The sequence below is a fragment of the Novosphingobium marinum genome (assembly GCF_013408095.1).
GTDB lineage: Bacteria > Pseudomonadota > Alphaproteobacteria > Sphingomonadales > Sphingomonadaceae > Novosphingobium > Novosphingobium marinum.
In genome coordinates this window covers 39,320-52,288 of the sequence record NZ_JACBZF010000002.1, presented here as the reverse complement: position 1 = coordinate 52,288, position 12,969 = coordinate 39,320, and the positions used below count along the sequence as shown (strand labels likewise).

Below are 12,969 nucleotides of genomic sequence, written 5' to 3'. Positions count from 1 at the left end.
ACAGAAGACTTAGGAGTAATCAGCCATGGCAATGTCAGGTGGCAAGGACGATGGCTCACCGATGATGGAAATGAACACGACGCCGCTTATCGACGTCATGCTCGTCCTCCTCATCATGTTCATCATCACCATCCCGGTCGCGACCCACTCGGTCGACATCGACCTTCCCGTTTCGCAGGACCGTCCGCCGGACATCCCGCCCCCCGATACGGAGAAGAACAAGATCGTCCTCACGCCGCAGAACGAAATCCTCTTCAACGGAGAAGCGGTCACCGGCGGCCAGCTCCTTGGCCTGCTGCAAGAGACGCTTCGCTATCCCGTCGAACCCGAACTTCAGTTCGAGCCGGACCCCAATGCCAGCTACGACCTCTCGGCCCGCGTGCTCAACATCATCAAGGGATCGCAGGTCACGAAATTCGGCTTCGTCGGAAACGAGAAGTTCTCCGAGTTCGGCAAGTCCGAATAAACGAGACGTCAGGCAGTCGAAGAAAACGAGGGGCGGAGCGATCCGCCCCTTTTTTTGCGCGCTATTCGCTTTCCCCGGGCAGTGTTTCGGTGCGCATCGCGATCGAGGCGAGGCTTTCCGCTTCTTCGAGGAGTTCATCGTCGGCAGCGCCGGCGGGAAGATTTTCCCGGCCGATGATCGACAGCACGGGGACCGCAAGGGGACTGATCCGCTCGAGCCTCACATGGTCGACCTCGCTCGCTGCCCGGTCGAGCACGTCGCCGACGCGGGCAACGTCGGTCATGCGCGCCCGCGCGTCCGCCCACGCCGCCTCGATCAGGAGGTGGTCGGGCTCGTACTTGCGCAGCACGTCGTAGATCAGATCGGTCGAGAACGTGACCTGCTTGCCGGACTTCCTCTTGCCCGGCTGCTGCCTCTCGACCAGCCCGGAGATGACGGCCACCTCGCGAAACGCCCTGCGCAGCAGATGCGACTGCTGGACCCAGTCGACGAACTCGTGCGACAGGATGTCGGGAGACAGCAGCGCAGCCGGATCGTCGACCGGTTTCAGGCCCCAGACGGCGAGCGCGTAGTCATTTGCCACGAAGCCGAGGGGGCCCAGCCCCCGATCGTCCATCCGGCGCGTCACCAGCATCCCCAGCGACTGGTTCGCATTCCAGCCCTCGAAGGTATAGTAGGTCGTGTAGGCAAGGTCGCGATGCGGAAAGCTTTCGACCAGAAGGCGTCCCGGCGCCGGCAGGTGCGACCGCCAGTCCTGAACTTCCAGCCATTCGCGCACGTCCTCGGGAAACCGGGCCCAGCCAGCCCTGTCGTTCAGCAACGTCCTGACGCGATCCGCCAGGTGCGTCGTCAGCGGAAGGCGCAGGCCGGTATAGCTGGGAATCGCGGCCGCCGTCCTCGATGCGCGAACGATCAACTCGAGATCCCTCAGCGCCTCGACTTCGAGATCCATGCCGGCGAAACGAAAGGTGTTCCCCGGCGACAGGCCGGCGGCAAAACTCTCCTCGACTTTCCCGAGCGAGCGACCGTTGCGGAAACGTACCTCGATCATGTCGGCATCCACGATAATACCGGCATTGAGGCGGTGCCGTGCGGCATTTTCCGGGTGTGTCAGTCGCCACGTTCCGTTCTTTTCGCGGACGATGCGGCGGAACCGGTCGTAGGAGCGCAGCGCATAACCACCGGTTGCAACGAAATCGAGGACACGCTCGAATACCTCTTCGTCAACCCATGCATAGGGCAGCACCGAGCGGACTTCGCGCAGCATTACCTCCTCGCGAAAAGGCCCGGCACAGGCCCTGCCCATGACATGCTGGGCCAGGACATCGAGCCCGCCGGGACGGAAGTCTTCCCCGTCGCGCTGTCCTTCGGCCACCGCCTCTGCCGCCGCCATCGCCTCGAGGAACTCGAACCGGTTACCGGGAACGAGCAGCGCCTTGCTGGGGCTGTCCAGCCTGTGGTTTGCTCTTCCGATGCGCTGGAGCAAGCGCGAGGAACCCTTAGGCGCGCCCATCTGGACGACCAGATCGATGTCGCCCCAGTCGACACCAAGATCGAGGCTCGCCGTGCACACGAGCGCGCGCAGATCGCCACGTGCCATCGCACCCTCGACCTTGCGGCGTGCTTCCTTCGAAAGCGAACCATGGTGAATACCGATCGGCAGCGCGTCCTCGTTTACGTCCCAGAGCCACTGGAAGATATATTCGGCGAGGAACCGCGTGTTGGTGAAGATCAGGGTCGTCCGGTGTTCGCGGATTTCCCGGTAGAGCTGCGGAATGGCCCATGTTGCGGCGTGACCGCTCCATGGAATGCGTTCTTCCTCGGGCAGCAGGATAGAAAGGTCAGGATCGGCACCCGCCTCTCCCTCGACGAGTTCGACGGAGTCGATGTCTCCCCACGGCGCCAGCCAGCCCCGGTACGCTTCGGGGTCGGCAACGGTCGCGGACAACCCGGCACGTTGCGCTTGCGGTGCCAGCGCCTGCAAGCGTCCCAGCGCCAGTGCCAGCAGGTCGCCCCGCTTGCCGGTGGCGAAAGCATGGACCTCGTCGATGACGATGCGCTTCAGGTCCGCGAACAAGGTCACGCTTTCAGGGTAACTCAGGAGAAGCGAAAGCGATTCCGGGGTGGTCAGCAAAATGTGCGGCGGTCTGGCGCGCTGGCGCGCCTTTCGGTCCGAAGGGGTATCGCCGCTGCGTGTCTCGACGCGGATCGGCAGGCCTATCTCGTCGATTGGCGTCACGAGATTGCGCTGGACGTCGTGCGCAAGGGCCTTGAGCGGCGAAACATAGAGGGTGTGCAGGCCTTCGGAAGCGCCTGGTCCGCAATCGCCGTGCTGCGCAAAATCGGCCAGGGTCGGCAGGAACCCGGCCAGGGTCTTGCCGGCCCCCGTATCGGCAACCAGCAATGCATGCTTCCCGCGCCCGTGGGCAGAAAGCATCTCCGCCTGATGACGGCGAATGCGCCAGCCGCGACCCGCAAACCAGGATTGAATGCATTCGGGAATCGCTGCGGAATCGCCTTCCATGGCATCGGGATGCCCTGAATCGGCGGCTTGTGAAACCCTGCTCGCGGAGAGCCTGGTCATCGTACCGAAACATATGCAAATCAAGGCGTTGGCCAAACGCCAGTCCGTCTTTCGCTTGCGTCGAGCTGCGAAACTCTCGGCAGGGTCCACCCGTTTTACTGACGTATGGGCAGCGGGGGCGGCGCGTGCGGCCGGCTGTCAGCCGCCACGGAGCCGGAAACCCTGAAAGGCAGCGCAACGTGGAGAGACTACCATGAGCGAGCGCAATCGAGGAAATTCCGACCTGAACGATCCGACACGCTATGACCAGCGCGAAGACTATCGTTCCGGGAATCGCCAGCAACATCAGTTTCACGCCGGGCCCAGCCAGGCAGGGGACGAATGGATAACGACGCGGCAGCCGGGCGGGGATTTCGGCAACACCGGATATGGCGATCGCGAACAGCTCGGTCAGAGCCGTGGCCAGATGGGCGGTTACTCCGACCAGCGAGATGAACCCTATCGCTATTCGCGCGGCGAAGCTGGGTACGGTCGCAACCGAAGCGACCGGTACGATTACGACCACGATAGCCGCCGGGACCGCCAGTACGCCTACGAAGAATCGGGCAACCGGCGGTCATATGGCGGAGATCCATATTCCGGCGGTTACGGATCACATAGATTCGATGACGGATCCGGGTTCAGCAATTTCAACCAGCGGTACGGCGGACGCGATTTCATCTCGCATGGGAAACAGGGCGGTTATGCTCCCGGCATGGCGACCTCATATGGCGCGACATCGCGCGATTTCGGCGGCGGTTATGCCGAGGGCAACCGAAACGACTACGGCTTGCGCCACCGTCGTGACTATGATCACGATCGCGGATTCCTCGAGCGGGCAGGCGACGAGGTCGCCAGCTGGTTCGGGGACGAGGATGCGGAACGACACCGAGAAATGGACCATTCGGGACGTGGGCCCTCCGAATACACGAGGTCCGACGAACGGATTCACGAAGATGCATGTGACAATCTGACGCATGACCGCTACGTCGACGCAAGCGACGTCAAGGTGTCGGTGCGCAATGGCGAGATCACGCTCGACGGACATGTCGACAGCCGCCGCGCCAAGCGCCACGCCGAGGATTGCATCGACCGCATTTCTGGGGTGAGACACGTCCAGAACAATCTCCGCGTACGCGAGATGGACAGGTCCGACCGGACTTCCGGGGATTCCACCGAACGGACGACTTCACGCTCGGCGACTACGACTGGCAGGAGTGCCGGTACGACAGCTTCGCGCACCCGCGAAACGACTTGAGGACAGGACTGATCGACGCAAAAGAGAGGGAGCCCCGCCAGGGGCTCCCTTTTTTAGTGCCCCGCCTGCGGCCCGCGCTTCAGTCCGGATCTGGCGAGCTGATCGTCGACCTGCGCCATCAGGCGATCAAGGCCGGCCTCGCTGTCGCTCTCGGCCCTTGCTACAAGAACGTCCTGCGTGTTCGATGCCCGCAGCAGCCACCAACCGTCCTCGTTCGTCACGCGTACGCCGTCGGTTGCGTTGACGTCTGCATCGGTTCCGGCAAGGCGTTCGCGCACTTCCTCGATCACCGGGAACTTGCGCTCCTCGTCGACCTGAAAGCGCATCTCCGGCGTGTTGATCATGTCCGGCATCGCAGTCCGCATTTCGGTGACCGACCGCCCGAGCCTGGCGCTCGCCGCGATAAGGCGAACCGCAGCATAGAGCGCGTCGTCGAAACCGTAGTATTCGTGCGCGAAGAACACGTGTCCGCTCATCTCGCCGGCAAGCGGTGAAGCGGTTTCCTTCATTTTGGACTTAATCAAGCTGTGGCCGGTTTTCCACATCAGCGGCTTGCCGCCCAGCTCGCCGACCCTGTCGAACAGAGCACGCGATGCCTTCACATCGGCGATAATCGTGGCACCCGGAACGTCCCGCAGCAGGTCTTCCGCATAGATCATCAGGAGCTGATCCCCCCAGATCACCCGGCCCTGCCCGTCGATCGCGCCGATTCGGTCGCCATCTCCGTCGAAAGCCACTCCGAAGTCGAGGTTCTTCTCCGCGACGAGCGCCTTCAGGTCTGCAAGATTCGCTTCGTCAGTTGGATCTGGATGATGATTGGGAAACGTACCATCGACTTCGGTAAACAGAAGGTGATGCTCGCCGGGCAAGCGAGCGGTGAGCATTTCGACGGCGGGTCCGGCAGCTCCGTTGCCGGTGTCCCAACCGATTCGGAGGCCGGAAAGGCTCTCCCGATCGATGCCGGAGAGTCCTTCCACGAGCCTGTCGACATAAGCGCCGAGGACATCGCGGCTTTCCGCCGTGCCCTCTCCGTCGATCCAGGCACCCTCTGCAGCGATCTTGCCGAGTGTGAGGATGTCCCGCCCGAAAAAGGGCCGGCCTTTAAATACCATCTTGAAGCCATTGTAATTGGCGGGATTGTGGCTGCCAGTTATTTGAATGCCGCCGTGCACGTCTTCGGCCGAGGCTTCGGCATAGTAGAGCATCGGGGTCGGTCCCATGCCGATTCGAACGACATCCACCCCAGACATGGTCAGGCCTTCGACGAGGGCTTCCTCAAGTACCGGAGAACTGGTGCGTCCGTCGTAGCCGACCGCAACCTTCGATCCCCCCTCGTCGCGAAGGAGGGCGGCAAACCCGCGACCGATGGCACGTGCATCATCGGGACCCAGCGTTTCGCCGATAATGCCGCGTATGTCGTATTCGCGCAGCACGGTGGGGTGGAAATCGTGGCTCATGCTCGTTCGTGCTCCTCCCGGTGATCTGGAATGTCGCTCAACAGAAGGTCGCGCGCCGCATTGGCTTCGTGGACCGCCTCGTTGCTGCCTCCGCGATCCGGATGTACCGCGGCGACACGGCGCCTGTGCGCCTCGACAATTTCGGACTTGCCCGCCCCTTTGCCGAGGCCAAGGAGGGCGCGAGCTTCGTCCCGCGACCGGGAACGCACGGTCATGGCTTTCGGTTGCCAGGGCCAGCGTCCGGCAACAAGCCGCCAAGCGACGATCGCCAGCACGATGATCCAGAGAACTTTCATGCCTGTCCGGCGTAAGCCAGCTCGGGTTGCGCGCGTTCGGGCATCGGAAGCTTAAGCCCTGCTACCAGCCCGCGCAATTCCTGCCGCGCGACCAGGTGACTGGTGCCAAGCTCGCCAAGCTGCCCCTTGTCGAGCAGGGTCAGTCCAGACGGAAACAGCTCGCGATAGATGACGCGTTCGGACAGGCCCTTGGCCACGCGGAACCCGACCCGCTGCGACAGTTCGTGCAGCGCACCGTCGAGCCTGCGCATGTTTCGCGCTTCGACATGCTGGGTCCGGTTTCGCACGACCACCCAATCCATCTCGCGCCGCTTTTCGCGGATCGTGGACATCGCTCGCTTCTTGCGGGCCTCCCAGATAAGTTCGGCATAGAACGACAGCTTGCGAACCTTGAAGGTCTCCCCCTCGACTTGGCCGATGAGGTCGAAATCGACGAAGCTATCGTTTAGCGGCGTGACGAGAGTATCGGCCGTGGTCGCGACATGGCGCGCCAAGGTGTCGTCACGACCCGGCGTATCGAAGAGCAGGAAGTCTTGTCCTTCCGCGATTTCCTCGGACAGCGCATCGAGGTCCTCGGTACTGTCGCCATCGAAGACCGCGAAGCGGGCTCCCGGAAGGCCGATCCCGCGGCGCCGTTCGGTGTCGACCCGGTTCTCGAGATAGCGGAACATGGTGCGCTGGCGGGGATCCAAATCGATCGCCGCCACACGCGCGCCCTGATAGGCCAGTGCCACCGCGACATGGACGGCCGTGGTCGACTTGCCGGTGCCACCCTTCTCGTTGGCGAAGACGATGCGATGTGCAGGCACTATGCGGTTCCCGATCTATTGCAGCGCGCGCCGTCCAGACGCTAGGCAGGCACGAGCAGGCCTGTGCGAAAGGTCTTATCGGAGGGGCAGGGCCCATGCAAACCATCCACGAGATCGATCCACTGCGCAGCGTCGTCGATACCATGCGCGGAGACGGCCGGGTCGCGCTCGTCCCGACGATGGGGGCACTCCATGAAGGCCATTTGACACTTGTGCGGGAAGCGACGCGGCTGGCCAAAAGCGTCGTGGTGTCGATCTTCGTCAATCCGCGCCAGTTCGGGGCCGGCGAGGACCTTGATGCCTACCCCCGGAGGCTGGCCGAAGATGCCGCGCTCCTAGCCGCGGAGAAAGTCGCGCTTCTCTGGGCACCCACCGGAAACGCGATGTATCCCGAGGGCTATGCCACCAACGTCTCCGTATCGGGGGTCAGTCAGGGCCTGTGCGGGGGCGCGCGCCCGGGTCATTTCGATGGCGTTGCGACCGTGGTTTGCAAGCTCTTCAACCAGGTCAGGCCCGACATCGCGGTCTTCGGCGAGAAAGACTGGCAGCAACTTGCCGTCATTCGCCGGATGGCCCGCGATCTCGACCTCGTCGCTCCGCAGCCCGGCAACATCGTAGGGGTGCCTACCGTGCGAGAGGCCGATGGCCTCGCGATGAGTTCGCGCAACGCCTACCTCTCGCCGGAACAGCGAAAGCAGGCTGCCGCGCTCCCGAGAGCGATGGAAGAGGCGGTGCGCGAAATCGAATCGGGTGACAATATTTCGCGGGCCCTCGCGCGCCTTGCCTATCGCCTGACCGAGAATGGCTTCACCTCGGTCGACTATGCGGAGTTGCGCGATGCCGAAACGCTATTGCGCGTCGGAGAAAGCCGGGGAGGAGCTGCCCGATTGCTCGTTGCGGCACGAATCGGGGGAACCCGGCTGATCGACAACTTGGCCGTTGCGCCTGCATGAAGGACTAGAGAGCGCCGGTCCGAAATTTTTCTGTAATCGTCACAAGCGCTTTGGCCGGGTCAAGGTCAGCGCGGCTTGACTCGAAGGCAGAGCAGGTCAGTCTTTCTGCATCCGAGCACCATTCGGGGAGGTGCAGATGACACGTTCACGCCTGTTATTGCGATCCACGGCATTGATTATGCCGCTGGTTCTTGTCTCCGGCCCCGCCTCGGCCGGTCCGTTCGACTTTCTCGACAACACCGCCAAGAAGATCCAGAAGAAGCTGGAAGGCAAGGCGAACAAGGAAGTCGACAAGGCCATAGACGGGACGACCGGAACATCGTCCGGCAAGGATACGCCGGTTTCCCACGGCTATTCGGGAAGCGCGACCGGAAAGGTCATGCATACGTACAGCCGGGGCGCATTCGCCAAGTCGATCGGCAGTTTCGATGCCCACGTCGAATACTGCGAGGGATCGCGCGACACCAATTTCCGCAAGGCAGCGCTGGAGGTTCTCGAGATCGGCAACGCCGCAAGCCATCCCTCGCACCGGACGGCGACCTCGCAATTCCTCGAATGGTACGAGAGCGGGTTCGATTACGAGAAGAAGCGGCTCAACGACCCGAACTTCATCAGGCCCTGCGAAGGCGACTGGCGGAAAAAATACGGCCGCGCGGTCAAGAACAGCTACGCCGAGTACCACACGAAGTTCAACGTCTACTGAGTGCTGGCGGAAGGGCGGCTGGAGCGGGTAGCGGGAATCGAACCCGCATAACCAGCTTGGAAGGCTGGGGCTTTACCACTAAGCTATACCCGCATCGCCGAGCCACATTCGGATTGCATGGAAACGACCGGCGCGTCAATCGCGATTGCGGCCTTGCCCGACATGGGCCGGCCACTTCAGGCCGCTTTCGCGGATCGGAAAGCATGCTCCCAATTTCAATCCGATGAGAAATGCCCATATCGGTGGAAACAGGTGCGCGTCCCCCGCGCTGCCATCAGAGCGAATGACGGTGAGGCATGATGAACACGTCGCGGACGAAACAGAGAGCTGAAGGCAGCGGTGGCGCATGGCGGCTCAATCCGCTCGACATGCTGATGTCGTCCGGTATCGGCAAGGCACTCACCAAACTAGGAATCGCGCCCCGGCCTGAAAGCAGCGAAAGCTTGCTCGACCTTGCAGGCGCAATCCTTTCGCTGCGGGGACGCGCATCGGGGCCGGCGCTCGCATCGGCCTTCTTCGACCTGTACGAGGCGAGCGACCTTGCTGACCGGCACGCGTTCCTAGCCAGGGTCCATGACCTTCATCCCCGCAATCGCGAGGCGATCGACAGTGCGATTGCGCAATGGCTCGAACGGCGCGACGAGGCTTCGGCCCATGCGCTGAACGAGGCGACCGAATCGCGCACCCAGCGACTCATCCGCATCCTGAATCTCGCGCCGCAAGGGACGCAGCGACTTATCGCGATGCGATCGGATCTCCTGAGCGCACCCGAGCGAACGACGAGTCTGAAGATCCTCGACAAGGAAATGGAAGCCGCCTTCGCATCGTGGTTCAACGCCGGCTTTCTCGAACTTCGGAAGATCGGGTGGGATTCTCCCGCCAGACTTCTCGAGCGCATCATCCGGTACGAGGCGGTGCATTCCATCGACGGGTGGGAAGACCTGCGACGGCGGGTCGAGCCCGCGGACCGGCGGTGTTACGGCTTCTTCCATCCGCAGATGGCCGACGACCCGCTGATCTTCGTCGAAGTGGCCCTGACCCGGCAATTGCCGGACTCGATCGGGTCGATCATCGGCCCCGAGCGAGAGGAGACGGGCGCGCGCGAGGCCAGCCACGCCATCTTCTACTCGATTTCGAATTGCCAGGAAGGGCTGCGAGGCATCCCTTTCGGTAACTTCCTGATCAAGCGGGTCGTTGGCCTCCTGCAGGAAGAACTGCCCCATCTTTCGACCTTCGCGACACTCTCGCCGGTTCCGAGGTTCGCGAAATGGCTTGCGGGCGAGCGCGGTGCCGAAGCCGGGCCTCCCAAAGGCGAGGAATTACGCCGGGAGGCGGCGCGCTATCTCGTCGGCGCGCGCTCCGGATCCGGGCTGCCGCACGATCCGGTTGCAAGGTTCCACCTTGGCAACGGTGCGCGCCTGGAAGCCATTCACGCCGAGGCGGATAGATCGCAGAACGGAATTAAGCAGTCGCACGGCATCATGGTCAATTACGTCTACGACCTCGCCGACATCGAAGCGAACCACTTCGCGCTGACCGAGCTCGGGACGGTCGTGGCATCGAAGGATGTGATGGAACTGGCGGAGGGATCGCAGCCCAGAGAAGGCAAAAAGCGAAATCGCGCCGCCTGAACGAACGCGGCGACGTTGCCCTTCAATGACCGGCATAGGCGATCAACGCTTCCACCTCGACGCCGCTCGCGCGGAGCTTTTCGGCGCCGCCCAGATCGGGGAGGTCGACCAGAAACAGTGCGCGTGAAACGTCGGCCCCCGCCTGTCGGAGCAAATCGAGCGCGGCCTTCGCCGTGCCGCCCGTGGCGATGAGATCGTCGACGAGCGCGACCGACGCGCCATCCGCGACCGCCCCCGGATCGACTTCGAGCGTGTCGGTGCCGTATTCCAGCGCATAATCCATCGCCAGCACCGGCACTGGCAGCTTGCCGGGCTTTCGCACGGGAACGAACGGCAATTCGAGCCTCGCCGCGATGGCGGCACCGAAGATGAAGCCACGCGCCTCGATCCCGGCTACTGCGGTCGCGCCCGACCTCGATACCCGATCGGTCATGAGCCGCACCGCCGCGGCGAATCCCGGTCCATTGCCGATTAGCGTGGTAACGTCGCGAAAGAGAATGCCCGGTTTCGGAAAGTCGGGGATGTCGCGGATAAGCTTTCTAAGATCATCGGGTGTCACGCCTGCTCCCCAATGCAAAACGCCCCCCGCGACATTGTCGCGAGGGGCGCAGGATTTGCGATCTCGATCGCCAACCTCAGTGCTTGGCCTTCTTGTGTGCCCAGATGCTGCGGTAGGCGAGGTAGGCGAGGACGGTGGCAAAAAGCAGGAAGCCCAGTACCGGCCATCCCGTCTGCTTGCGCTTCTCGAGGGTCGGCTCACCGGCCCACACGAGGAACGCCGAAACGTCCTTCGACATCTGTTCTACAGTAGCGGCGGTACCGTCGCCGTAAGTCACCTGCCCGTCGCTCATGAGCGGCGGTGCCATCGCCAGATTGAGGTTCGGGAAATACGGATTGTAGTAGAGTCCCGTCCCCGGAGCAGCTTCGGGGAACTCCTGCAGGAGAGCCGCCGGCGGATCCTGGTATCCGGTCAGAAGCGAGTAGACATACGCGCCGCCGTCATGACGGGCTTTCGTGATGAGCGAAAGGTCGGGCGGGATCGCGTTGTTGTTGGCTGCACGCGCCGCGATGTCGTTCGCGAACGGCGCAGGGAAGTAGTCGGTCGGGACGCCCGGACGCGTCGTCTGTTCACCGGTGTTCGGGTCGAGTCCTGGGACCTGGAACCCGGCGGCGATCGCCTTCACTTCGGGCTCGGTATAGCCGAGCTGCTCGAGGCTCCGGAACGCAACGTGCTTGAGCCCGTGACAGGCCGAGCAGACTTCCTTGTAGACCTGGAAACCGCGCTGGAGCTGCTGGCGGTCGAACTTGCCGAACGCGCCGTCGCTGGCGAGGTGCAGGTCCTTGGGATACTCGTGGAAGGCGTGTTCTGCCGTTTCCGGCTTTCCTTCCTGCGCGAAGGTAACCGCGCCGACAACGAAAGACCAGGCGAGCGCCACGCCGAAGAACAGCCCGACGAGAATGGAAATGATGCGGATCATGTCTTTTTTCTTTCCGTCTCTCGGGTTGTCAGGATGCTGCCGGAGCGGCGTCGGACTTCTCGACGGGCACCGCCGAAGGCGCCAGCGCAGAGTTCTCGTCCTCGCCCAGCACCTTCTCGGTGATCGAGTAAGGTAGCGGATCGGGCCGCTCGATAGCGGAGACGATCGGCAGGATGATGAGGAAGTGCGCGAAGTAATAGAGCGACGCGATCTGGCTGAGCATCACGAAGGGCTCCTCTGCCGGAGCGCCACCGCAGTAGAACAGCACCGCCATGGCCGGAATGAGGCCGAACCAGAAGAACTTGCGGAACAGCGGGCGATAGATGCCCGAGCGAACCGGCGAGCGATCGAGCCAGGGCAGGAAGAACCACACGAGGATCGAGGCGAACATCGCTATCACGCCCATCAGCTTGGCCGGGATGAACAGGAAGTCCTGCGTGAAGGCGCGAAGAATCGCGTAGAACGGCCAGAAATACCATTCGGGAACGATGTGCGCAGGCGTGCTCATCGGGTTGGCCGGAATGTAGTTGTCCGGGTGGCCGAGCGCATTCGGCGCAAAGAACAGCACCGCGCAGTAGAGGATAAGGAACACACCCAGCCCGAAACCGTCCTTTGCCGTGTAGTACGGATGGAACGGCACCGTGTCGGCAGCGGTCTTCACCTCTACGCCGGTTGGGTTGGACGAGCCGGGGATGTGCAGCGCCCAGATGTGGAGGATGACCACACCCGCGATAACGAACGGCAGCAGGTAGTGCAGCGAAAAGAAACGGTTCAGGGCCGCGTTGTCCGGCGCGAATCCGCCGAGCAACCAGGTCTGCAACGGTTCACCGACGAGCGGGATCGCGGAGAACAGGCCGGTGATGACCTTCGCGCCCCAGAAGCTCATCTGCCCCCATGGAAGCACGTAGCCCATGAAGGCGGTCGCCATCATCAGCAGGAAGATAACGACGCCGAGCAGCCAGATCATCTCGCGCGGAGCCTTGTACGACGAGAAGAACAGGCCGCGGAAGATGTGGATGTAAACGACCACGAAGAACGCCGAGGCACCGTTAGCGTGCGCATAGCGCATCATCCAGCCCCAGTTGACGTCGCGCATGATGTGCTCGGTCGAATCGAAGGCGACCAGCGCGTTCGGCGCATAATGCATCGCCAGGATGATTCCGGTGACGATCTGCAGCATGAGACAGAACCCGGCGAGAACGCCGAAATTCCAGAAGTAGTTGAGGTTGCGTGGAACCGGATAACCAGCACCGATAGCATTGTAGACGAGACGCGGCAGCGGGAGTTTTTCGTCAAGCCACCGCATCGTCGGATGGGACGGCTGATACTCCTTGGCCCAGGGGAAACTCATGATC

Annotated in this window: 12 protein-coding genes and 1 tRNA gene; 5 read left to right on the top strand and 8 right to left on the bottom strand. The window is 62.7% G+C overall.

All coding sequences use genetic code 11. From position 1 onward, the window contains the following. The first annotated feature begins 25 nt into the window (after nt 1–25). The gene (locus FHS75_RS04860; RefSeq protein WP_179406623.1) at nt 26–466 is read left to right on the top strand and encodes an ExbD/TolR family protein; all 441 of its coding nucleotides are present in this window, start codon (nt 26–28) and stop codon (nt 464–466) included. A 61-nt stretch (nt 467–527) separates the two neighbouring features. On the opposite strand, the gene FHS75_RS04855 is transcribed toward FHS75_RS04860, so the two are convergent. After that, complete coding sequence (locus tag FHS75_RS04855; RefSeq protein WP_179406622.1) at nt 528–2,990, bottom strand: ligase-associated DNA damage response DEXH box helicase; 2,463 nt, start codon at nt 2,988–2,990, stop codon at nt 528–530. A gap of 253 nt (nt 2,991–3,243) precedes the next feature. Here FHS75_RS04855 and FHS75_RS17715 point away from each other — a divergent pair, with 253 nt between their 5' ends. Next, nucleotides 3,244–4,287, top strand: a complete 1,044-nt coding sequence (locus FHS75_RS17715; protein WP_218845147.1) for a BON domain-containing protein — start codon at nt 3,244–3,246, stop codon at nt 4,285–4,287. 53 nt (nt 4,288–4,340) lie between these two features. Here the strand turns inward: FHS75_RS17715 and pgmG are convergent, their stop codons facing one another. Genes pgmG through FHS75_RS04835 form a run of 3 tightly spaced genes read right to left on the bottom strand, consistent with a single transcriptional unit; the run spans nt 4,341 to nt 6,849 of the window. Next, nucleotides 4,341–5,744 carry a phosphoglucomutase/phosphomannomutase PgmG gene (pgmG, locus tag FHS75_RS04845; RefSeq protein ID WP_179406621.1) on the bottom strand — a complete coding sequence of 468 codons (1,404 nt, stop codon included), beginning with the start codon at nt 5,742–5,744 and terminating at the stop codon, nt 4,341–4,343. Continuing rightward, a complete protein-coding gene (locus tag FHS75_RS04840) occupies nt 5,741–6,040 on the bottom strand; it encodes a J domain-containing protein (protein WP_179406620.1) in 300 nt (99 codons plus the stop codon). Before FHS75_RS04840 ends, pgmG begins: the two co-directional genes overlap by 4 nt. Continuing rightward, nucleotides 6,037–6,849 (bottom strand): division plane positioning ATPase MipZ, encoded by an 813-nt coding sequence (locus FHS75_RS04835; protein WP_179406619.1) that lies wholly within the window; start codon nt 6,847–6,849, stop codon nt 6,037–6,039. Before FHS75_RS04835 ends, FHS75_RS04840 begins: the two co-directional genes overlap by 4 nt. Nucleotides 6,850–6,944: 95 nt before the next feature. Between FHS75_RS04835 and panC the strand changes: the two genes are divergently transcribed. Both panC and FHS75_RS04825 read left to right on the top strand, forming a co-directional pair. Then, a complete protein-coding gene (gene panC / locus FHS75_RS04830) occupies nt 6,945–7,802 on the top strand; it encodes a pantoate--beta-alanine ligase (protein WP_179406618.1) in 858 nt (285 codons plus the stop codon). A gap of 178 nt (nt 7,803–7,980) precedes the next feature. After that, entirely contained in the window at nt 7,981–8,505 is a 525-nt protein-coding gene (locus tag FHS75_RS04825) for a hypothetical protein (RefSeq protein WP_179406617.1), read from the top strand. Nucleotides 8,506–8,524: 19 nt separating this feature from the next. On the opposite strand, the gene FHS75_RS04820 is transcribed toward FHS75_RS04825, so the two are convergent. Continuing rightward, nucleotides 8,525–8,598: transfer RNA gene (locus FHS75_RS04820), tRNA-Gly, on the bottom strand. A 203-nt stretch (nt 8,599–8,801) separates the two neighbouring features. Between FHS75_RS04820 and FHS75_RS04815 the strand changes: the two genes are divergently transcribed. After that, on the top strand, nt 8,802–10,136 hold the full coding sequence (locus FHS75_RS04815; protein WP_229735654.1) for a malonyl-CoA decarboxylase domain-containing protein: 1,335 nt from the start codon (nt 8,802–8,804) through the stop codon (nt 10,134–10,136). Nucleotides 10,137–10,158: 22 nt separating this feature from the next. On the opposite strand, the gene FHS75_RS04810 is transcribed toward FHS75_RS04815, so the two are convergent. From FHS75_RS04810 to FHS75_RS04800, 3 genes are all read right to left on the bottom strand, one after another. Next, nucleotides 10,159–10,695: an adenine phosphoribosyltransferase gene (locus tag FHS75_RS04810; protein ID WP_179406616.1), complete on the bottom strand. Its 537-nt coding sequence runs from the start codon at nt 10,693–10,695 to the stop codon at nt 10,159–10,161. Nucleotides 10,696–10,771: 76 nt separating this feature from the next. Then, nucleotides 10,772–11,614, bottom strand: coding sequence for a cytochrome c1 (locus FHS75_RS04805; protein WP_179406615.1), 843 nt, complete (start codon nt 11,612–11,614; stop codon nt 10,772–10,774). A 28-nt stretch (nt 11,615–11,642) separates the two neighbouring features. After that, nucleotides 11,643–12,965, bottom strand: a complete 1,323-nt coding sequence (locus FHS75_RS04800) for a cytochrome b (RefSeq protein ID WP_179406614.1) — start codon at nt 12,963–12,965, stop codon at nt 11,643–11,645. Nucleotides 12,966–12,969 lie beyond the last annotated feature (4 nt).